Genomic DNA, 21,492 nt, shown 5'->3' with positions numbered 1-21,492 from the left:
ATCAGAATTTTTTTTCATTCTATAGTCTTGTCCATGAAAACTTTAATACTTATGACATTTATGGCGGTTCTTGGTTTTAGCAACTCTTATGCTGCTGACGAGAATGTGTGTACAACCACTCTTGCTGAGCACGTAGAATTAATCACTACGACTGATACTTATATCAGGCAAATCAATGAGCACGCGGGCCAGATCAGCTCATATGAAATTACTCAATTACAAAAGAAATTAACGAAGAGATTTTTAAGCTTAAAGAATTTATTCAATGTGTATGACGATGAAGTACTAAATTGCCCTACTAAGATCATGCCGACAGCAGTAGCAATTTATGATTTTTCCAAGATTGGAGACACTGTTTTTTCTTCGAAAGTTCTTCGCCGTGTAGTTTTAGGATTTGTAAAACACCCTGACTACAAATTGACTGACTTCAAAGCTTATTACGACAGATACACGAACAAAAAATTGATTAAGTACATTCAGGAAAAAATTGAAAAGTCTGAAGAAATTGATCAAGCTGAAAAAGATCAATTTGAGTCAATCGAAGGATCTCCTTCTACGATTGCTGTTTCTGACTATGGAATTAAAGGAACTACTTCGGTTGTTGCCGGTATCGCTCGCGCGTGGGGATTTATTTCTGACCACTTGTCTTGGAGAGAAGGCCGCATGAAAGATAATAAAGAAGTAAAAGCTTTATTACTTTCAAAATTAAAACCATTAGATCTTGTGTATGAAAAAAGAACTTTCGTTCTTTCTAACTACACTATCCCTGGACACTTCGGACACGTGGGAATTTGGCTGGGAACAAAAGAAGAATTGATCGCTTTAAATGTTTGGGATCAAGAGTATTTTAAACCCTTCAGAGCTCAGGTTGAAGCTGGAAAGCATATTGTTGAAATTAGAAAACAAGGGATCAATTATCAGTCTCTAGATTCTTTTATCAATCTAGATGAGATGGCCGTAACGAGAGTAAAAAACATTCTCGACAATGCTGAGTATGTTTTTTCTAATTTAAGTGAACAACTTAATAAGACATACGATTTCAAATTCGACGCTCGCTCTGCTGATAAATTAACTTGTACGGAACTCATTGCTTTCAGCTATGGAGATATCAAGTGGCATGAAACTAAAACTCTTTTCCAGGTAAGCCTTCGTCCAGACGATATGGCCTTAACTACGCTGGGAGATAATGCTCAGTCTGAGTTCGTCCTTTTTCTTAAGGGAAATAAGGATAAAACTACGTTTCAAAATTTAGGATTCGAAGAGTGGTCTAAACTATTCGCCAAATAGGTTAGGCCCTCTACTCCCTTCTTGTTATCCACATATCTCTTATTGCAGTTTTGATACTGAGTTTGCCAGAACTCAAAGTGCATCAATGCGAAGATTTGTTTCTACAAGCTTCATTCTTAACTCCTACTCGATTTCAAAAAGTGTTTGTTCTTGTGTTGTATAGAGGTTAATACGGGTCTGGATAATTCTCAATGGACTCGCTCCTTTTATGTATTCTTTATGGCCTACTGGAGTCAGCACTCGACAATCCGTTAATTAATCATATCTATCTTATTTTACTGAAAACAAATGCTGCCCACTGCTTAAAACCTTGGCTTTTTAACAAAAAAATCCTTTCAACTGAGTCACCGCTCCTTTTAAGTCCTTAATTTGTAATCATCACTTTCCATAAAACTAAATTCTGCCTAAGAAGTTTTGTCTACAGAGAGAAGCTATCGAAAAATTTAATCTTTTTCAGTGTCACTACGACACCAAAAAACTCACATTTCCCAATGAAGATGTAAATATCACCTAATCGTGAAAACAAATTTGCATCAAATTCTTCGAGGTGATACCAAGCACTTCTATTGAACATAATTAGGAGTTCACAATGAAAAATTTATTATTACTTTTAAGCGTTCTTGCTGTCGTCTCGTGCGGAAGCAAAACTCAAAATACTGTTAACTCAGGATCTGGCGCTGCTGGAGGAACTGGAACTACAGGGACAACAGGAACGAACGGTCTTGATACACCGGCCCCTGCTAACCTAGTTAACTTCGAAGGGAACTACGACATCGTAAGAATGGACTCTAGCGACTGTGGAGCTGCCATTAGAATCGAGCGTCTGTGCAATGGATATAGATTGTTAAGCAACAACTCAAACCCAGAAGACTTCTGTAACGTTAATAGAGGTGAAATGAGACTTAACGGTAACGACAGAAATCCACCGAATCCAGATCGTAACCCACCTCCACCAGATAGTGCTGTGGTTGTAACTCAGGAAGCGAATCAGTTGAGATCGGTTGTGAGAGTGGCGAATATGGCGTTTACGAATACATTAGTTCTTGAGAGCAATGGTGTTCTTACGAAAATGTCGAATCTTAAAGGGCGTCAGAGTCGTTGTGTTTTTCTAAAGAGATAATCTTTTAAACTTTAATACTGAAATAAAAAAGGCTTCCCTAAGGAAGCCTTTTTTTATGGAAGAAAAATATACGATCAAGAACCTACTATAAACGTAGTTTCAATCTATCCTTATCATCAACAGTCGACACAATCCCACGCCCACCGTTCAGAGACTTTCTAAACGCTAGCTCATAATGATCCGCAACCCACTCCTGCTCAGCATGTCCTGCAAGCTCATACTCTCCAGTCAAACGGATAGCATCAACAGGACAAGCTTCTTCACAGAACCCACAGAATACACAACGAAGCATTTCAATCTCGAAAGATACTGGTGCCTTCTCTACTTCTTTATCCGAGTCATCTGCCGCTACAATGTGGATACACTGAGCAGGACAGTATGTTGAACAAAGCATACAAGATGTACATCTTAGTGTTCCGTCTTCTTTTACTGTTAGAACGTGTTTACCTTTGAATCTATCAGAGTAGAAATACTTCTCTTCTGGATAGTTTAAAGTCATACGATCGTGCTTAAAAATGTTCTTAAGCATCCCGATCATCGTGATCTTTAGACCAAGGTATAAACCTTTTAAGAAACCGTGTTGTTTGTATAGGTCAGCTTTTAAAATCATACGTTCACCCATTTTCCGTAGTAGCTAATGTCTTTTGTTGTTTCACCGTAGCTTAGACCTGCGTTTAACTTTCTCGCTGTTCCTTGGAAGTTAACGATGTCGCCTTCTTTTTCAAGGAAGCTTGGAACTGGTAACAGGTAGTTGAAAACTTTCATTGAAGAAAGAGTTTCACCTGGAGTTAAAGCGATTCTTGTAGAAGCTTTTTCGATTTTCTTTAGAAGCGTGTTGAAGTGATCTTCGTTGTAAAGAATTTCTGGAACTACAACGTACACAACATCAGATGATCCAACATTGTTAAGAATTTTATCAAGGCCTGCTTGAGTGTGATCAAATCCAGCTGCAGAGAAGGCCGCTTGAGCACCACGAAGGTTAGCGTTCTTGTCCCCTCGTCTTAGGATTCCATCGAACTCAGGTCCAACTGATGGAAGTGTGTATAGTGCCACTTCTGAGTTTGATCCTTTAACAGATGCAAAGAAGCTTGCGTATTCTTGGTTTGTTAAAGAAGTCGATAAGATGAACTTAGACTTTTTACCTTTAACCATTTCAACGATTTTTAATTCATCAGCTGGAACGAATAGACCGTTCATGTTTTCAGACGCGTTTTGAAGTCTTGTTGGACTTGAAACGTGTTTGTAAATTGAGCGACCATCATCACACATCCAGTGACCGTTAACTGCTTCATCAAATACTGGTTTTACTCTGTAAGAACCGTTTTTGTTTTGAGAAACTTTTACCGAACATCCTGTTTCGCATCCGATACAAGTTGTGAACACTTCTTCAAGGAACCATACACGTTGTTTGAAACGGAAGTCTTTTGAAGTTAGAGCTCCAACCGGGCAGATATCAACAAGGTTTTGAGCGTAATCATTTTTTAGGTTTTCGTTAACAGTGATTTCCGCGTGGTCACCTCTGTTTAAGATTCCTAGTTCATTTGTTTTTGTCACTTCTTCTGTGAAGCGAGTACAACGTGAACAAAGAATACATCTTTCAGCATCAAGCATAACGTTTTTACCGATATCTTGAACTTTCTCTTTATGAACTTTTTTGTCGATCATTTGAGAGTCGTACTGACCGTGCTTCATGTAGTAATCTTGAAGTCCACACTCTCCGGCCTGGTCACAAACTGGACAGTCAAGCGGATGGTTTAATAAGTGGAATTGAAGAGTCGCTTCAACAGCAGCTTTGATTTTTGGTGTATCGTTACGGATAACCATACCTTCGCCACAAGTTGCATTACATGCTGGGAATGAACGAGGAACACCGTCCTGTTCAACCATACACATACGACAAACACCCGCGATCGATAGACCTGCGTGGTAGCAGTAGTGCGCCACTTCTTGACCGTTATCAAGAGCAGCTTGTAATAGGTTTGAGCCTTTTACAGCTTCAATTTGTTTTCCGTTCCATGTGATTTTTACTTTTTCAGTCATGACTATCTCTTACCTGTAGTTACGTTTGTCGTTACATACTCTTCAAGTTCTGATCTAAATAATTTGATCATACCTTGAGCGGGCATTGCTGCTGCGTCTGCTAGAGCACAAATAGTTTGTCCTCTCATTGAAGCTGCAGTTTTATCTAGTACGTCGATATCTGATTTATGAGCTTTTCCTGATTCTCTTCTCTTGAATACTGATTCAAGCCATCCAGTTCCTTCGCGGCATGGAGTACATTGTCCGCAAGATTCGTGGTGGTAGAATTCAAGTGTCCACTTCATTAGGTCACCAATGTTTCTTGTTTCATCAAGAACAACGATTGCTCCTGATCCAAGCATTGATCCGTTTGCAGCGACATCTTCATAGTCCATTTTTACAACGTATGATTGATCATGGTTGAAAACTGGAGAAGAAGATCCTCCTGGAACAACGGCCTTAAGTTTATTTCCATTTCTCATTCCACCGCAGTGAATTTCGATAATGTCTTTTAATGAAGTTCCCAATGGCACTTCAATTACACCCGGCTTATTAACGTCACCAGAAATTGAGAAAAGTTTTGTACCTGCAGATTTCTCTGTTCCCCATTTCTTGTATTCAGCAGCTCCGAATCTCATGATCCATGGAACAGCAGCAAGAGACTCAACGTTGTTAACCATCGTTGGAAGTCCTCTGTAACCTTTGATTGCAGGGAATGGTGGTTTTAGTTTTGGCTGACCTTTTTTACCTTCCAGAGATGAAATCATTCCTGTTTCTTCTCCACAGATATATGCTCCAGCTCCTCTGTGAACATATAGGTCAAAGTCGAAACCTTTACCCATGATGTTTTTACCTAAGTATCCTTTTGCGTAAGCTTCTTTTAAAGCACGCTCTAAAATCATTGCTTGTTGGTAGAACTCTCCACGAATGTAGATGTAACCTTTTTGAGTTCCCAGTGCCCATGCAGAGATAATCATCCCTTCAATCAGGATGTGTGGGTTCTTTTCAACTAGGTATCTATCTTTGAAAGTTCCTGGCTCAGACTCATCAGCATTACATAGTAAGTACTTTTGAGCGTTTCTATCTTTAGAGAAGAATCCCCATTTAACACCAGTTGGGAAACCAGCTCCACCACGACCGCGTAATCCAGAAGCTTTTACTTCTTCCTTAATTACGTCTGGTTCCATAGCGAAACACTTCTTCATCATTTCGTATCCACCGGCGCGCTCGAAAATTTCAAGTTTATGAACTTCCGGGATGTGGTGGTAGCTTAGAAGAGAATAGTCTTTGTAGTTTGCTGTGTTTTTTTCCATCGTGCTTTCCATTATGGTAGCTCCTCTAGTTTTTGAATGGCAGCAACCAAATCAAGTGGTCCAACGTAGTCGTTGTTAATGCGCATACAAGGTGCCATTTCACATGCACCTAAACATTCCATCTTTTGTAGAGAAATTCTTCCATCGCGAGTTGGAGTTAAGTAATCTGTATCAAAGTGCTTTAAAAGACCTTGATAGATTTCTCTTCCACCGAACATTGAGCACGTGATGTTTGTACATACGTGAACCATGTTTCTTGCTACTGGAATATCGTAGAACATATCGTAGAACGAAATAACTTCTTTGATCGCAATTTGAGGGATGTTCATAAGTACACTTACGTACTCAATGGCCTCAATTGGAATCCATCTGTTTTGTTCTTGAACAAGGTGAAGAACTGGAAGAAGAGCTGATTCAACATCGTCGTAACGAGTAAGAAGCTCTTGGTATGTTGCCAAGTTTTCATCTGTAAATTTAAAAGGCGCGCCCTGGCTTTTTGATACCTCTGAAGTATGCGAACTCATCTGTCTAACTCCCCTGCGATAATGTTCATTGATCCAAGCTGAGCAACAGCATCAGCAATCATCCAGTCGTTACACACTTCATTGAACGATTGGAAAATCGCAAAACAAGGTGGGCGAACTTTTACTCTGAATGGATTTGGTCCGCCGTCAGAGATAACGTAGAAACCTAATTCTCCGTTAGCAGCTTCAGTTGCAGAATAAATCTCACCGACAGGTGGACGAACACCTTTCATGATAAGCATGAAGTGGTTCATTAAACCTTCGATGTTTGTATAAACTTCTCTTTTTGGTGGAATACAAACTCTCTTATCAAGAGATTGAACTGGTCCACTTGGTAGGTTTGCTAAAACCTGATTAACGATCTTTAAAGATTGTCTCATCTCTTCCATACGAACCAGGTATCTGTCGTACGGATCCCCAGCGTGTCCAACTGGAATTTCGAAATCTACATCTTTATAGAAGTAATATGGATTAGCTTTTCTGATATCGTAGTTAACACCGGCAGCTCTTAAGCACGGCCCTGTGTATCCCCAAGCGATAGCGTCAGCAGCTGAAACCGGAGTTACTTTTGTTCTTCCAACGTAAATTGGGTTCTTCGTAAGTAGACGGTCAACTTCTTCAATATTTTTTGAAATGATTTTTACAACTTCAAGACAGTCAGTAACCCATCCAACTGGAAGCTCTTGTGCCATCCCGCCGATACGAGTAAGTGATACAGTTAATCTAGCACCACAAAGTTTCTCGAATAGTTCATACACGCGCTCTCTTTGTTCTAGACAGAAGAAGATCGTTGTAAGAGCACCTAAGTCTACAGCTCCAGCTCCGATACAAACAAGGTGGTCGATGACGCGTGAAAGTTCAGCAAGAACCATACGCATAGCTTTTGCACGATCAGGAATTTCAATTCCCATCATGTCTTCAACAGCTTTACACCATCCGATGTTGTTCATTGGAGATGAACAGTAATTTAATCTATCAGTATAAGGAACAACCTGGTTGTACAGGTGGTTTTCTGTCATTTTTTCGAAACATCTGTGAAGGTATCCGATTTCAAGTTTTGATCTCTTGATTACCTCTCCTTCAATCTCTGCCATGATACGAAGTGTACCGTGAGTAGCAGGATGCGAAGGTCCGATGTTAATCCATTCACGCTTTAATGATTCTTCGTGAGTGATTGTTGGATCTGGATCAAAGTTAATATCTAATGATTCAGATAATGGTTGGTTGTGAGTAGCTGCGTAGCTTTTTCTCAGCGGGTGACCTACGAACTCGTGGTGAGTTAGTAGACGTTCTTTTTTTCTTCCTTCGAAGTTAATCCCGTACATGTCCCAAGCTTCACGCTCGAACCAGTCTGCTCCTTTCCATAAAGGCATAACAGAAGGAATTGTTTCTCCACCATCTGGATCAACTGGAATACGAACGCGAACGCGCTCATTGTTTTCCATGTTAAGCAGGTGGTAAACAGCTTCGAATTGTTTTCCGTGTGCCCACTCTGTTTTTGGTCTTCCAGAGTTGTCTACTCCACATACATCTAGAAGCATATTGAAACCAAGTTCATCTTTGAACTTCGTCATCACTGAAATTAGTGTTGTCGGAGTTGCAAATAAAACGTGATCTCCAAAAGCGTATGAATAATCTTTTTCGCCAAACTTTGAAATTAATACTGCAGAATAACTTGAAGTGTTTCCACCTTCAATAGTCGCAGTTGAATCTGTCGTCGTTTCCGTCATTGGTAAAACCTTATTTAATTATTAGCTGCTGCTTGTTTGTCTAATTCTTTTTGTTGTCTTGTGATTCTTTCAACAGAAGCTGAAACACCGTTTTTAATACGGTCTTGAATCTGCATCATCCCTTGGATAACTGCTTCCGGAGTCGGAGGACAACCTGGGATATAAACGTCTACAGGGATATCGCGAGATACACCTTGAACAACGTGGTATGCACGGTAGAAACCACCAGAAGATGCACACGCGCCCATAGCAATAACCCATTTAGGTTCTGCCATCTGATCGTAGATACGTCTTAGTACCGGTGCTTGTTTTTCTGTGATTGTACCAGCGATGATCATCATGTCTGATTGGCGTGGAGAGAAGCGAACTACCTCTGCACCAAAACGAGATGAATCGTATTTGGGACCAACAACGGCCATGAACTCAATTGCACAACATGCAGTTCCGAAAGGAAACGGCCAAAGTGAATTTGCTTGTCCCCAGCGTTTTGCCCATTCTAAAAAAGTACCTGCCTTCGTCGTTACAATTAAACGATCTAGTGCGAAGTCTTCTTCACTTTTCGAGTTAAGCGGGCTCACGAGTCTTTTATTAGTCGACATACGTCTCCTATTTGAAAAAAATTAATGTCATTACGTGGCTATATTTTATGGACGTTACGAAGAAATGTAAATCAATTACTTACATTGTTTGAGAGAGAAATTTCCATGATGCGCTATCGAACTACGCCGTTCTCTTCTTGTTTGAAATTTTCCCATACAACGTCCTGCGGAAAAATCTCAAAAGGAATTTGATTTGGAGTCTTCGAGTCGTATTTACATGCAAAGTTTTGATTCTTGTCAAAAACCCAACTGTAGATTTTTTGATGACTTCCGCCATGGGAATTATCGTACTCAATAAAACGGAATTGGCGGTTTGTTTGATTTCTCATTAAACTCATTCCATTGATAGCTTGATCGAATGCTTTCTCAAAATTCTTAGCACGGCATCGTGCCAATTCTTTATTTTGATCGACATAATATTTGCTGCTATCCACTCTTGGATTGTAGGCCCAAGCATTGTCTACACAACTATAATAGAAGCCATTTTTTTCTAATAAATTAAAGGCCTGGATGTATGAGAAAAACCATAATCTCCTATGATTTTCAACAATATTGGCCGGACGAACAAGCTTCTGGCATTCATAAAATTCGTTTGAACTTTTCGCATAAAATTCTTTGAATAATTTTAGAAAACTTTCGGCCTGACCATGTGGTTGAGTTCTAATTTTTTCTGATTCATCCCATATCGAATCGTAAAGTTTCATACACCCAACACGCCAAGTGTTTAGGCCAGCAAACTCTTCGTTCGTTATTTTTTTAGAATTTTTCGTGAAGTATGCGTAGGTATCTTTTAAGTTTAATTCTTTCGAAATTCTAAAGGCCGCGTGAGTTCGCCCACCAAGTTTATGGTACCCATTCATGTTGGCAATCATCGCTTTCGCATAGTTCCAATTGATTTTTTTCTTTAACGCAGTAAAAGTGTCAAGTGAGTTCAACTGAACTTCACGCGCACTCACACCTACTAAAATCTGCGATGCTTTCCATTTTTCATTTTGGTCGCATGGGAAATTTTCACATCGCTCCACTACTACTGATCCAATAACTCGAGCGAGGTCGAAATACTGAGGCTGCTCTTTAAATGGTTCAATCGCTTCCTTATTAGAGATGACGATCATTCGTTGCGGTTGTTTTGCTTCATCATAAACTCGCGGAACAAATCCTTGAGTGAAATTTGGGGTTAGCAGATCTCCACTGTAGTTATCCCAGATATCATCCTGAGCGCAGAACGCTCTCTCGCGGTAGAGTTTCCCTGAATAAAGATCGATGTTGTATTGGAACTGACTATCTATTGGTGTTGAAACGAAATAACGAATGCCGTAGTTGTCCGGCTCTTTATCTTTAAAGTTTTCAATCTTCGGATCAATATCAAAAAATGGGTTTGTAACGAACGCATCATCTTTGACTTCACGATCGGAGAATCTCAGTGGTAACTTGTTCCACTGGGCCACAATCAGTCGATCATCCTTTTTCACTGGGGCAACTGGGGTTTCTGCACATCCAACTAAATAGATTAGGCAGAAACTTTTAAGAAGAAGTGAAAAGGTCGTGTTTTTAAATTGACAATTGTTCATAAATTACTCAAAATCGTGGTTCGCCGAATTCGTTTTTAAACTATCTCAAATGTGCCTGGGTGGTGGAATCGGTAGACACAGCAGATTTAAAATCTGCCGACTTTTACCGGTCGTACGAGTTCAAGTCTCGTCTCGGGCACCATTTTTATAACTACTTAATATCATTCATGAATTTTGACTATTTTTTATCATCGGTTCTATATCGGTTCTAAAATTAGCTTATTTCTGCAGTTCTACAAAAACTTTATCCCCATAAATTATTTCTTATAATTAAGTATGAATCAAAAACAATTTTAGTTCAAAGATTATTCTCTAAATCTATAGCTATCAATTTTTAAAATTGTAATCACTACGCTTCTCTGTTAAAAATTTGTATATGCTTTTTATTTCAAAAAAATCTTCTTTAATCACACCACCCTGAATTCTAGTTTTTAATCTTTTCTTCCATTATTAATTTTAAATTTATTAAGGATACTTATGTCTTATATCGAACGCTTTGTTGGAAAAGCTGATTTAAAAATCGAAATCCTCTCTGGCCTTACAGTGGCCATAGCTCTAGTACCAGAAGCTGTAGCCTTTGCATTTGTAGCTGGAGTCTCACCTCTTGTTGGTCTATATGCTGCTTTCATGGTCTGCCTGATCACTTCAATATTTGGCGGTAGACCTGGAATGATTTCTGGAGCTACAGGTGCACTGGCCGTTGTAATGGTTTCACTAGTTGCTAACCATGGAGTTCAATATCTATTTGCTTCAGTTATTTTAATGGGAATCATTCAAGTTATCTTAGGTGGACTTAAACTTGGAAAATTTATTCGTCTTGTTCCAGAGCCGGTAATCTATGGATTCGTAAACGGACTTGCTATCGTCATTTTTATGGCCCAGTTTGGTCAATTTAAAATCCCTTCTCCTTCAGGAAATGGATTGGAATGGATCAGTGGCTCCCCCCTATACCTTATGATCGCTCTCATTGTCGTGACAATGGCAATAATTCATTTCTTTCCTAAAATCACTAAAGCAATCCCCTCTTCCCTTGTAGGAATCGTCATTGTTTCAGCGATAGTTATATTTTTTAATTTACCTACAAAGTCAGTAGGTGATCTTGCCTCAATAAAAGGTGGTCTTCCAATATTTCAAATACCAAACATCGCTTTTAATTTTGAAACACTAAAAATTATCCTTCCTTACTCATTAATCATGGCCGGAGTTGGCTTAATAGAATCTTTACTTACTCTTAGCCTTATTGATGAAATTACTGAGACAAAAGGCCATGCCAATAAAGAGTGTATAGCACAGGGGGCTGCCAATATTGTTACAGGCTTCTTTGGTGGAATGGGCGGCTGTGCTATGATAGGTCAAAGTATCATTAATATCAGTTCCGGAGCGAGAGCAAGACTTTCTGGAATTGTGGCAGGTAGTTTTCTTTTATTCTTCATATTGTTTGGATCTAGCCTAATTGGAAAAATACCAGTCGCTGCTTTAGTAGGTGTGATGTTTATGGTTTGCTATGGAACTTTTGAATGGACTAGTTTTAAAGTATTAACAAAAATCCCGAGAGCAGATGCATTCGTCCTGATACTTGTCTCAGTTTTAACTGTTGTTTTTGATTTAGCAATTGCAGTCATCGCAGGAGTAATTGCTTCTGCATTAGTTTTTGCATGGGACAGCGCTACTAGAATAAAAGCTAAAATTTATGTGGATGATCAAGGTCTTAAACATTATGAAATTTTTGGACCACTCTTTTTTGGATCAACTGCTAACTTTCAAGAAATATTTGATTTATCAAATGACCCTAATAAAATAATTATTGATTTTAAAGAATCTCGTATAGTTGATCATAGTGGAATTGAAGCTATAAATAAGATTACAAAGAGATATTCTAAAGTTCACAAACTTGTATGCCTGAAGCATTTAAGCCCTGATTGTATAAAATTATTAAATAGTGCTGATTCAATGGTAGCAGTTAACTACTATGAAGACCCTTTATAGAATAATAACTGATAAAATTTAATTTATACTAGAGTATGCTGCTTCAACACACTCTAGTTTACACTAATTAAACTCTACATTATCTCTTTTTTGATTAACAAGATTTAGAGTTTGCGTAGGATAAGCAAACTCAATATTCCTTTCACTGAAAGCTTGAAAAACTGAGACATTGATCTTGTGAGCTTTATCAGCGTAATCATTAAATTCGGCACTCTCCACCCAGTAAACTAACTCAAATTCAAGAGAAGAATCCTGAAAACGAAGAAAATGACAACGGTCGAATCTCACTGAATCGAGAGATTCAACAATATTTTTAACGATTTTTGGTATCTCATTTAACATTTCAGATGAAGTTTGGTAGGTAACAGTTAAATTTTGAACAACCCTTCTTTCATTCATTCTCTTATAATTACGAATACGACTTTGAAGTAAATCTCCATTACCAAATATTAATTGTTCACCCGAAATACTTCTTAATCTTGTGGTCTTTATACCGATAAATTCAACAGTTCCCATAAAATCATTGATAACAATAAAATCACCGACAACAAATGGTTTATCAAGAACAATTGTCAGAGAAGAAAATAAGTCTGTGAGAATATTCTGAAGTGCCAACGCTACGGCCACCCCACCAACCCCTAAACCAGCAATCAATGCGGTAACATCAATACCCAGGTTATTAAGCATTACCAAAAATATAATTGAGTAAACAATAACCTTCAAACCGATAGTCATAAACCGAAGAGAGGCAAGTTTTTCTCCTGACTCAGTCGATTCTATTTTTAAAAACTTTACTACCCAGAAATTAATTAATCGCCCTGCAACTTGGATAAGTTGAATTGCACATATAATCATTAATAATTTATCTATCTTAAGATTATAACTGACATCAACATTCATGAAAGAAAATGAAATATAAAAACTAATAAATAATATAAAATATTTCTTAATACATTTCAGAAGATCAACAACCAAATCATCAATCAAAGTAGATGTATTACTAGAAATTTTTTCAATTTTAATAATAAAATACTTAAGTATTAAAGTTACAATAAAATAAAGAGTGAAAGTACCCAGAAATAAAAAAAACCATTTCATCAAGGAACTCTCTAGCAATGTAAATAAATCCATATTTAAACCTATTTTGAAATTATTTGATAAACAAGACGAATGTCATTAGGAAAAGTCACTACAGAACACATAACATTATACTCATATTAGACTATATGTTATAGTATTTCATTAACTATTCCCTAGTGAGGAAAACCACCTCACTGCAAACAGTCATTCATCAAAGGATAAGATATGAAAAACTTTGATCGTAAAATATATTTTGGATTAATATTCATTACATTAATATTTCTACCTGCGTTAGCTAGTTCTATATATTCATTACACAAAGTCATTAACACTCAAAAAATCATCGAAAAATACACCGAACAATTAATTGTTTCAGGAGACTTAAGAAGGTTAAAAAATTATCAATTATCTCTTATTCCGATTTATGTATTAAAAGGCGATCCTGACATTCTTAATGAGATCAATAAAAACAACGAAACTTTCACACAGCTCTTGCAAGACTTTGAAAAAATGTCTGAGGATATAACTACAAAAAAAATCCTTACTGACATTAAAACAACACATCTTGAACTTTCAGACCTGCAATTGCCAACGATTAGAAAAAACCATATCAGTTATGACAAAAAGGAAATAAATGAGTACATAAAAAACATAACGGCCCCTAAATCCAGACTGATAATGGCCAACTTAAATAAAATTGTGAAACGTGTGTCTGATCAATATGAGCATGAAAAACAAGACAATACATTTGCCTCCCAAAACATCATGAAGACTCTCCTAGTTACAATACTTCTAACCATTGTCCTTGTTGCATTAACGTTAAATCTTTTACTTAAAACATTAAGAGAAAAAAAGATTCACGATAAAATTTCAGAACAGGTAGCAAAAAAAGAAAAAGAGCTATCCAACGCCAGAAAAGAAACAATTGAAGTTGTTGCTCATGATCTAAAAAATCCACTTTCAAGTATCATAATGACAGCACACCTTATTACCAATAAGGTCAAAAAACAAAATACTAAAGAATTTAAGCACCGTGAAGATAATCATCTTGATAGAATTTTAAAAGCTGCTTTATCCATGAAAAAGCTTATTGAAGAATTATTGGATCACTCAAGGATTGAATCAAACTCATTAGTTTTAGTTAAAAAAAGATGTAACCTCGAAACTTTACTAGAAACTCTAAGCTCACGTTTTGAGCCCATTTTTAAAACAAATGAACTTCATTTTGAACAAAAAATTCAAAAAAACCTTGCTTATCTTTTTATTGACGAAGGAAGGATTGAGCAAGTTATTACAAATATAATTGGTAATGCAGTTAAGTTCACACCAAGGTCTGGTTTTATAAAGTTAGAAGCTTACGAAAATAAAAATGACATCGTTATATCAGTTAGTGATACTGGCCCTGGAATTAACAACAATGAAATTCCATATATCTTTGAAAGGTACTGGCAAGCTCGTAAAACAGCTGCCCAAGGCACTGGTCTTGGACTAGCAATAAGTAGCTCTATTGCCAAAGCTCATGGTGGAAAAATTACTGTTCAAAGTGAAATTAATAAGGGTTCTACTTTTTCTCTTATTCTACCAAACTCTAAAAATCTATTTGAACTTACTCAAATACCATAAGGTCTTTTTTTCTCGCAAGCCTGCAAACTGCATTAATTAAACCAACATGACTATATGTCTGTGGGAAATTTCCCCATTGACTTCCGTCTTTAGGATCAAGATCTTCACTTAGGAGACCTACATGGTTAGCATGGCCTATAATTTTCTTTAATATGACAGTTGCTTCTTCAAGTCTTCCCATACAAATTAATGATTCAATATACCAGTAAGTACAAATCAAAAAAGTAGCATTCGTATCTCCAAAATCATCAGGAGTACGATAACGATATATCATCCCGTCTTCTGTCAGAAGTTCTGACTGCAACTTATTAAAAAACACTTTAGTCTTTTCCTGAGTTACATCGGTGTAGTTCATAGTGATTAATAAAAATGCTGTAGCATCATAATGATTTAATGTTTGATCGGCCATATAACATTTTGTTATTGATGAGTAGCATTTTTCAATATTGGCAGCAGATAAAGTTTCCACAGAGTCTGCTTTTTGATAGAGCTTCTGATCATTGTAATAATTTGCAATTTTTTTAGCTGCTTTGGCGCCGGCCCAGTGAAAAATATATGATCCAAGATGTTTTTCTTTTCTTCCACGTAACTCCCAGATACCGGCATCAGGTAAATCCATAACCAATAAGATCTCATCCAATAAATCATAGATTGGCATCAAGTCCTTCGAATGACTTTGATGAATGATTCTTTCATCTGTATAAAGAGGTAATAAACTTAAAATCACTTGTCCGTAAGAATCAAATTGCTTTTGAAAATGGGCCGCATTTCCAACCCTAACAGGACTATTTTTTAAATAACCTTTTAAATCCATTTCACTTTCAGGAATACTTGTGTCCCCGTTGATTTTATACATGGGTTGTATTTTTTTTATATCAGCGAGAATATTCTGAACAAAATTCAAATATTTTTCCGCTTCTTCAAAGTGTCCAAGGCTATTAAGTGCTGCAAGACTAAAATATGAATCTCTAAGCCAGCAGTAGCGGTAATCCCAATTCCTTCCACTGCCAGGATCTTCCGGTAAGGATGTCGTACCAGAAGCTATGATTGCCCCCGTATCTTCGAACTGGTGAAGTTTTATAGTAATCGCAGAACGAATTAGCTCTTTTTGAAATACATTTGGTATATAAGTCTCTTTAACCCATTTTCTCCAGTTCTCAACAGTTTTGTAATAAAATTCTTCTAATGTTTCTTTAAGTGGAGCTTCAAACGATTCACCTGATAAAACTAAATATAAGTCTTCAGTAAGTACAAATGATCTTTGTTCCACGATATAGGATTTAGAGGCATTTGTAGTCAAACGAAGTGGCGTATGAAGGCCCGAAAAACTTATATGATTACTGCTGATATTTACGACTGGTACACTTTGTCCATAATCTCCTCTTGGATCACAGACAATAGTGATTTTAGGAAATCCCCTAATTCTCTTTATTTTACGAAAAAACTGGAGAGGTTTATGTGAACGGTTAAAATTAACAAACCTTGGAGCAAAATCTATAACTTCAAAATCTCCATCTTCACATTGAAATGATGTAACAATTATGGGTGTGTTTTCAATATACTTTTGACTAGATTTATAAGTGGTTTGTGGAATAACTTGAAAACGACCGCCTTTTTCATCATCCAACAAGGCACCAAAAATGAAACTAGAATCCATTTGAGGCCAGCACATCCAATCCAAAGAACTATCGTCTTTTACATAAGCTAGGTAATTACAGTTTCCAGTTACAGCATAATTATATTTGTGGACCGTTTTCATAATTGTATAATCCTTTTAAAAATGTGAAAACGTCACTTTGTTTTGCTAGACAAAACTGTGCTTCACTTTCTTCGCTGCCAACTTTTATAGTCAGACCATTTTCCTTTGCTATTTTGAACATATCCTCATCAGTTTTATCATCACCAATGCATATAAATAAAGTATCATCTTCTTGTGACATTCTAAACCTAATATAATCACCTTTATTACATTCAGTGGCCTTTGCTTCGACTATTTTTGAACCAATCGAAATTGCGACTGGTTGATTTGAAAGACATGCTTGTAATTCATCATCAAGCTTACGGGCCTGAAAGGTCGCAAAGTCATTTGGAGATTGTCTGTAATGCCAAACCACGGATGATTTTTTTATTTCAATACTAGAAAGAGGCACTTTATCTGTATATGAATTCATGACTTTTATAACTTCCGGAAACCAAGTACTGGTATCACTAGTTACGCGACAAATCCATTCACTTTTAGAATCTTTATAATAGGCACCATGTTCAGCGGCCATTTCAACATCGACATGATTAAACTGAGAGTCTAAAAATTCTGGAGACCTTCCACTGATAATAGAAATTTTCATCCATTTACTTAAATCCTTTAACAAACTGATCATCTCAGGTGAAATAGAAGCCTCTTGATATTTATTATGAAATCCAACTAACGTGCCATCATAATCAAGGAATAATTTAATTTTTTTATATTTTTGAAGAATTTGCTTCATTTCAAGAGGCCATTTTTCAAGCTCAGGAAGAATTTTGATCGTCTGTCCCTTAACTACGCCCTCATGTGTGCCTTCAAGATCTTTTAAAAAATTTCTGGCCCACATACTTGCTGAGTATTTCGTAAGAATATTTTGTATGCCTTCCATTCGCTGAATTTTTTCTTCCTTTTCCATTATAAAACTTTGATAAATATTGTCAGCAATTGAGTCTTCATTCCAAGGATTAATGATAAGAGCTGAACCAAACAATGAAGCTGCTCCCGCAAATTCACTTAATATCAAAGAACCGGGATTTTCCATATTTTGTGAAATACAATACTCCATCGAAACCAAATTCATCCCATCTCTCTTACTTGTAATAAGCATTGCCTGTGATCTTCTGTACAAGGCCAATAACTCTACTTCTGAGACTGAGTTATATATATAGCTGACAGGATTATAATCTGGTCGACCAAACTCACCATTAATCTCACCTACTAATTTATCAATTTCATTTTTTAAATGAATATAACTTGGAACTTTAATTCTGGTTGGGATCGCGACCTGAAGTAAATTAACTCTACCAATTAATTCTGGATATTTTCGAAGTAACCTTTTAAAGCCTTTTAATTTTAACTTTAGCCCCTTTGAATAATCAAGACGATCAACACCAAGAATTAAATACTCTGAATTAATTGTATTATAATATTCTTTAGTTTGAGCAACGACTTTAGGACTTTCTGCTTTTGCCTTTAATCCTATAGAATCAATACTTATAGGATAGACTCCAAGATGAAGAATGTGATTTCCTATGCGCGCTTTAAAAAAGCTAGAATCAATTCCTAAGTGAGCTTTCATGGATACAGTAAAATGTCTTAAATACGAATGCTCGTGAAAACCAATTAAGTCAGCAAGGATAACACTTCCTAAGAGTTCTTCTCTTACAGGTAGCTGCCGAAAGATTTCAGCGCTGGGAAATGGTGTATGAAGAAAAACTCCGATTTTTAGTCTGGGATTGATGTCCTTTAACATTTTCGGAAGAAGAAAAAAGTGAAAATCATGGATCCAAATATTATCATTATCTTTAGCGGTTTTTAAAATAGCATTGGCCATTAATTTGTTTGCTAAAACGTATGCATCCCAAGCTTCTTGTTTAAAGAATGTTTGCTGACTCTCATAGTGAAACAGTGGCCACAAAACATCATTACAAAATTCATCATAGTAACAATCGTATAATTTTTTATCAATAAGGACTGGTTCTATTAAAAGATTCTTTTGAACACTTGAAGCATCTTTCTTAAATAAATCAGCCTGGAACTCAGAGGTTTCAAACCCCATCCATGTAAACGGTTCATCAAGGCTTACCCCAAGAAGTGCGGATACTAACCCACCAGATCCACGCTTTAATTCCTTATTTTCGTCGACACTAAAAGGAAGTCTATTAGAAATAAAGATATGCTTGGGACTTGAATTTACCATTAAAACCTCGATGAAGATATTTTTGAACTTAATGAATTAATTATTAGAGAAGTTATTTATAATTTTTATAATTATTGATATTGTTAAAAATAAAACGCTGAATATTTGAAAATGTATAATGACTATTTAGAACAATCTAAAATTCATAATATACACATAAAAGCTTAAATGGCAATGAAAACTAATTTTCCAGAATAAATTCATAACTAAAAACTATAAGAGGTATTAGATAAAAAGCATGGTGAAAATAGAGATAAGTAACAACTCAGCTTACACTATTTATATTAACTTCTTCTAAAAATAACATTTTAAATTCTTCTGAACTCTTTTGTGCACCATCGCCAACTTTAGTAGAAATATAAAGTTGATGATTCCAAAAACCTAGAGATGGCGCATAGCTTGCGAGAATTCCTTTTTTAATTTCTTTTTTTACATATGCAATAGGTAAAAAGGCTACCCCGGCCCCCTCAATCAGACACCTCACATTTGCGGATAAGATATTGCTTTCAAAATTAATTTCGGGACGAAATTTTTCTTCAGTAAAAAACACATCAATCTCATCCCTTAGTTTAAAACTATCATCAGGCATAATAAATCCTGATTGATTATTTTTTAAAAATGAAGAAATATTTTTATAATTTTTTCCGTCTTTAAATAAAAACTTTGGCAATCCTATTAAAGCGACAGGTAAATCCACAGTATCAAATCTTCTTTTTCCAAATGATTTATTAGAATGAGAAATAAATAAGTCGTATTCCCCCATATTAAAGTCAGTAACTAAACTCTCATGTGTTCCAGTGCTAAGAATAATTTTGGGAACTTTGTCAGTTTTATTTTTTTTCATAAATTTACCAATTATTTCTGCAATGAATGGGCGCTCTATTTGATCTGAAACAGCAATCTTCAACAATTCATTATTCTCACCTTCTATATTGTTAAGAAACTTGGATAAGCCATCCGTCTCTTTAAACATTTTAGAACAAAATGAATAAATGATTTTACCTTTTTGGGTTAATTCAATATTTCGACCATTTCTAATAAATAAACTTACCCCCATAGATTCTTCAAGAATTTTAATCTGAGAGCTTAATGAAGGCTGCGATATTTTTAAATATTCCGATGCCTTAGTTATACTAGCGAACTGTGCCGTAATATAATAATAGTAAAGATGATTATAATTATACATAGCATTTTCCTTATTCGGATTGTCGTGATATAGAATATAACTATATCAATAAATCATTATTTTTGCAAGGTTTTCCAATGAAACTAACAATTACTAATTACTTTAATGAAAGTATTTTAGGTGTTAAAACTTCGAAGTCAGCTATATTCAATGGCATAATTATCGGATCTTTAGTCGGTCTATCAGTTGCTTTCTATGACTGGCTACTAACTGATATGTTTGCTATGCAAACTAAAAAATATATTCCTTTGCATCTTTTAGGAATGCTCCCCTTTATCGGAATGATATTAACTGGATTAATTATCAAACAATTTTCTGTTTTAACTACTTCAACTGCTGATGAAGTTGTTCATGCATTTCATACAACTCCTAAATCATTGAGCCTTAGGAAGTCTATTCCTAAATTTTTTGCTTCCCTGACCACAATTGGATTTGGAGCGAGTGCTGGCCTAGAAGGATCATCTAAATGGCTCGGAGCTGCTATTGGATTATTCACTCAAAGAATTATAAATTTTTTAAAACCCGTGCTTCACTTTGACGGAAACTTATCAGATGCAATAATGACAGGAGCATCTGCCGGTATTGCTGCAATTTTTAAAGCTCCGCTATCTGGTACAATCATGGCGCTAGAATCGCCATATAAAAAAGATTTTGCTCATGAGCCTTTGGTGCAGTCCTTTATAGGAGCTGTAACAAGTTACACTGTATTTATACAGTTTCGTGGCAGTGCCAAATTTTTTATAATAAATTTGAATTATGATTTAAGGTGGCAAGATATATTTATTTGCGCTTTAATTGGAGTTATAACAGGATTATTCTCAACATCTTTCATAAATATATTGAAGAAAATTAATCTTAACTTTACTAGCAAATTAAGCCTTATGACCAAATATTTGTTAGGTGGTATTCTCTTAAGCCTTATTGCCTATATTGGACTTTATCATTTTGGCCATTACGTAACAATGTTTGGTGGCAACGATGTAATCAATAATTTGTTGGCAAATAAATATGACATTGATCAATCATTTCTTATCTCAATTCTAAAATCACTCGCGACTATAATAACCTTTGCATTTGGTGGTGTCGGTGGATTGTTTCTTCCCTCCGCTACAATCGGTGCATGTATAGGTGAAGTTTTTCAATTGCTTTTTCATTTTGCAACTCCTGGAATATTACCAATCATTGGGATTGCTTCATTTATAGCTGCTAGCTACAATGGCCTTCTATTTGGTCCTGTTTTAATTGCAGAAATTTCAGGAGAGCCATCACTAGTCGTTCTTGGTATTATAGCTTCTACAGTATCTTATTTAGTATCTAATGGGGTTTCAAACTCTTCTCATCAAAAAGATCACAGATAATATAATTAAAAGCTATTTCTAATATAGTGATTTTATAATTTTAAAAATTGAGTTTCGAGGTAATACTTTCAGAGTAGCAAGTACTATTAGCTCTAAAAATCTTCCTAAACTGAAGCTCTACAAAGAGCTTCAGTTTTAAAAAACTGTACGCC

General features: G+C 36.1%; 15 protein-coding genes, 1 tRNA gene and 1 pseudogene. 6 read left to right on the top strand and 11 right to left on the bottom strand.

Annotated features, from left to right (window positions below):
- Window positions 1-33 precede the first annotated feature (33 nt).
- The gene (locus SHI21_RS08815; protein WP_323575989.1) at window positions 34-1,287 is read left to right on the top strand and encodes a YiiX/YebB-like N1pC/P60 family cysteine hydrolase; all 1,254 of its coding nucleotides are present in this window, start codon (window positions 34-36) and stop codon (window positions 1,285-1,287) included.
- A 589-nt stretch (window positions 1,288-1,876) separates the two neighbouring features.
- Window positions 1,877-2,407: a hypothetical protein gene (locus SHI21_RS08810; RefSeq protein WP_323575988.1), complete on the top strand. Its 531-nt coding sequence runs from the start codon at window positions 1,877-1,879 to the stop codon at window positions 2,405-2,407.
- Window positions 2,408-2,492: 85 nt separating this feature from the next.
- Here SHI21_RS08810 and SHI21_RS08805 read toward each other — a convergent pair whose 3' ends face one another.
- From SHI21_RS08805 to SHI21_RS08775, 7 genes are all read right to left on the bottom strand, one after another.
- Window positions 2,493-3,017, bottom strand: a complete 525-nt coding sequence (locus SHI21_RS08805; protein ID WP_323575987.1) for a NuoI/complex I 23 kDa subunit family protein — start codon at window positions 3,015-3,017, stop codon at window positions 2,493-2,495.
- Window positions 3,014-4,447, bottom strand: a complete 1,434-nt coding sequence (locus SHI21_RS08800) for a 2Fe-2S iron-sulfur cluster-binding protein (RefSeq protein WP_323575986.1) — start codon at window positions 4,445-4,447, stop codon at window positions 3,014-3,016. The genes SHI21_RS08805 and SHI21_RS08800 overlap by 4 nt, the downstream gene beginning before the upstream one ends.
- Before the next feature lie 2 nt (window positions 4,448-4,449).
- A complete protein-coding gene (gene nuoF, locus SHI21_RS08795; RefSeq protein ID WP_323575985.1) occupies window positions 4,450-5,751 on the bottom strand; it encodes an NADH-quinone oxidoreductase subunit NuoF in 1,302 nt (433 codons plus the stop codon).
- Window positions 5,751-6,263 (bottom strand): NADH-quinone oxidoreductase subunit NuoE family protein, encoded by a 513-nt coding sequence (locus SHI21_RS08790; RefSeq protein ID WP_323575984.1) that lies wholly within the window; start codon window positions 6,261-6,263, stop codon window positions 5,751-5,753. Before SHI21_RS08790 ends, nuoF begins: the two co-directional genes overlap by 1 nt.
- Window positions 6,260-7,993 (bottom strand): NADH dehydrogenase (quinone) subunit D, encoded by a 1,734-nt coding sequence (gene nuoD, locus SHI21_RS08785; protein ID WP_323575983.1) that lies wholly within the window; start codon window positions 7,991-7,993, stop codon window positions 6,260-6,262. The genes SHI21_RS08790 and nuoD overlap by 4 nt, the downstream gene beginning before the upstream one ends.
- A 14-nt stretch (window positions 7,994-8,007) precedes the next feature.
- A complete protein-coding gene (locus SHI21_RS08780) occupies window positions 8,008-8,592 on the bottom strand; it encodes an NADH-quinone oxidoreductase subunit B (RefSeq protein WP_323575982.1) in 585 nt (194 codons plus the stop codon).
- Window positions 8,593-8,705: 113 nt separating this feature from the next.
- Window positions 8,706-10,064 (bottom strand): hypothetical protein, encoded by a 1,359-nt coding sequence (locus SHI21_RS08775; protein WP_323575981.1) that lies wholly within the window; start codon window positions 10,062-10,064, stop codon window positions 8,706-8,708.
- Between the two features lie 152 nt (window positions 10,065-10,216).
- On the opposite strand from SHI21_RS08775, the gene SHI21_RS08770 reads away from it, so the two are divergent.
- Together SHI21_RS08770 and SHI21_RS08765 are read left to right on the top strand one after the other, a co-directional pair.
- Window positions 10,217-10,305: transfer RNA gene (locus SHI21_RS08770), tRNA-Leu, on the top strand.
- 335 nt (window positions 10,306-10,640) lie between these two features.
- Window positions 10,641-12,171, top strand: a pseudogene (locus SHI21_RS08765) (SulP family inorganic anion transporter).
- 41 nt (window positions 12,172-12,212) lie between these two features.
- Here the strand turns inward: SHI21_RS08765 and SHI21_RS08760 are convergent.
- Window positions 12,213-13,247, bottom strand: coding sequence for a mechanosensitive ion channel family protein (locus SHI21_RS08760; protein WP_323575979.1), 1,035 nt, complete (start codon window positions 13,245-13,247; stop codon window positions 12,213-12,215).
- A 207-nt stretch (window positions 13,248-13,454) separates the two neighbouring features.
- Here SHI21_RS08760 and SHI21_RS08755 point away from each other — a divergent pair, with 207 nt between their 5' ends.
- Entirely contained in the window at window positions 13,455-14,852 is a 1,398-nt protein-coding gene (locus tag SHI21_RS08755; RefSeq protein ID WP_323575977.1) for a sensor histidine kinase, read from the top strand.
- Here the strand turns inward: SHI21_RS08755 and SHI21_RS08750 are convergent.
- The 3 genes from SHI21_RS08750 to SHI21_RS08740 all read right to left on the bottom strand — a co-directional run bounded on the left by SHI21_RS08750 (window position 14,836) and on the right by SHI21_RS08740 (window position 19,982).
- Window positions 14,836-16,611, bottom strand: a complete 1,776-nt coding sequence (locus SHI21_RS08750) for a glycoside hydrolase family 15 protein (protein ID WP_323575976.1) — start codon at window positions 16,609-16,611, stop codon at window positions 14,836-14,838. The genes SHI21_RS08755 and SHI21_RS08750 overlap by 17 nt on opposite strands.
- On the bottom strand, window positions 16,589-18,796 hold the full coding sequence (locus SHI21_RS08745) for a bifunctional alpha,alpha-trehalose-phosphate synthase (UDP-forming)/trehalose-phosphatase (protein ID WP_323575975.1): 2,208 nt from the start codon (window positions 18,794-18,796) through the stop codon (window positions 16,589-16,591). Before SHI21_RS08745 ends, SHI21_RS08750 begins: the two co-directional genes overlap by 23 nt.
- 265 nt (window positions 18,797-19,061) lie before the next feature.
- Window positions 19,062-19,982, bottom strand: coding sequence for a LysR family transcriptional regulator (locus SHI21_RS08740; RefSeq protein ID WP_323575974.1), 921 nt, complete (start codon window positions 19,980-19,982; stop codon window positions 19,062-19,064).
- A 77-nt stretch (window positions 19,983-20,059) separates the two neighbouring features.
- Here SHI21_RS08740 and SHI21_RS08735 point away from each other — a divergent pair, with 77 nt between their 5' ends.
- Window positions 20,060-21,340: a chloride channel protein gene (locus SHI21_RS08735; protein ID WP_323575973.1), complete on the top strand. Its 1,281-nt coding sequence runs from the start codon at window positions 20,060-20,062 to the stop codon at window positions 21,338-21,340.
- The last annotated feature ends 152 nt before the right edge of the window (window positions 21,341-21,492 follow it).

It is taken from the genome of Bacteriovorax sp. PP10 (assembly GCF_035013165.1).
Lineage (GTDB): Bacteria > Bdellovibrionota > Bacteriovoracia > Bacteriovoracales > Bacteriovoracaceae > Bacteriovorax > Bacteriovorax antarcticus.
This window is presented reverse-complemented; position numbering and strand designations above follow the sequence as displayed.